The organism is Streptomyces sp. NPDC042336 (assembly GCF_055581985.1).
In genome coordinates this window covers 1-1,366 of sequence record NZ_JBVJEA010000104.1, presented here as the reverse complement: position 1 = coordinate 1,366, position 1,366 = coordinate 1, and the positions used below count along the sequence as shown (strand labels likewise).

The window sequence follows — 1,366 nt, the reverse complement described above, 5'->3', positions numbered from 1 at the left end:
CCCGAGGCTGCTATATCGAGTCAAGCGGTTCGGAGGAGGTCGTCGGGGTTCGACCTGAGCGTTCGAGGATCTTGAACAGCTGGCGGCAGATGGCTCGTTTCAGGCAGCGCTGTGCGTCGCGGGAGGTCTTGCCCTCGCTGATCCTGCGGGCAACGTATGTCTTCGTGGCTGGGTCCAGCCGCATCCGGATGAGCGTGATGGTGTGCAGAGCGCGGTTCAGCTGCCGGTCACCGCTGCGGTTAATGCGGTGGCGGTTGGTGAGCCCGGAAGAGGCAGGGATCGGCGAGACACCGGCGAACGACGCGAAGGCGGCCTCGGAGCGGAAACGGCCTGGGTGTGACCAGCTGACCAGCACCTGGGCCGCGGTGATCGGTCCGACTCCTTGGAGTTCCAGCAGCTCGGGAGCCATCTGACGCACGAGGCTGATGATTTCTCCCTCGAGGTCCCTGGCCTCAGCTTGCAGTGTTTGAACACGCTGGGCCGTAGACCTCAGCGCCCGGACCGTCATGCGGTGCTCGATGCTTTGCGCTGGGCGGTCCCTCAGCTGCGCACAGCGGTTGATCTGCGCCGGACGCTTGAGTTTCCGCAGCTCAGCGCGGAGGTCGTCGGGTGCCGAAACGATCAGGCCCTTGAACTGGTTGATCGCGGCCGTGGAGGCGAGCACAGCACCGTGGCGGGTGACGAGGAGAACCCGCAGAGCCTCGCGTTCCCCTCGGGCCCGCGGCTGGATGAGGTGCTCGCTGGCGAGGGCTTCCTTGCCTGCTCGGATGGCGTCGAGCATGTCGGTCTTGCGGCCGCCGCGGACAGCCGATCGCTTGGGACGCAGGACCTCGACGACCTGTTCGCCGGCCTGGTCGAGGAAGGCGGCCAGCCCGGCGCCGTAACTGCCGACTCCTTCCAGAGCCCAGCAACGCCGGCCGGGGATGTGCTGGCGGGCGAACTCCAGCAGTCGCCGGTAGCCGCGGGCGTTCGCGGGGGCATCCGTGGTGGCGAGGGCGGCGCCGATGGGGCTGACGGCGGCTGCGGCGAGGGTGTCCCGGTGGGTGTCGACGCCGATGACTCCGTCGACCTGTTCTGCGAGCATGGTCACGCGGTTGTTCTCCTTCTCGAGCGGGGCGACCGTGGTCGGCGCCGGCCTGGGTGGAGTCACCGCGTGGCAGAACTGTGATGAGTCACGTCGATATGGCGGACAAGCTGCTGATCAAGCCAACGGGGTGGGCCAGGCCGACGCCGACGTTCGGTAGACATCTCGGGGGCACGGCAGGCTCTGACGAGCCGCCAATTACCTTGTGGGTCATACCGGAACGTCGACGCCAGCCTGGCAGCAACCCATCCCGGGCCGCAGGTCGACTATCACAGTTACCTT

Annotated in this window: 1 protein-coding gene; it reads right to left on the bottom strand. The window is 67.2% G+C overall.

What is annotated here, in order from left to right; all coding sequences use genetic code 11:
• Nucleotides 1-10: 10 nt before the first annotated feature.
• Nucleotides 11-1,090 carry an IS110 family RNA-guided transposase gene (locus ACZ6IM_RS42620; protein ID WP_161270299.1) on the bottom strand — a complete coding sequence of 360 codons (1,080 nt, stop codon included), beginning with the start codon at nucleotides 1,088-1,090 and terminating at the stop codon, nucleotides 11-13.
• Nucleotides 1,091-1,366: the final 276 nt, after the last annotated feature.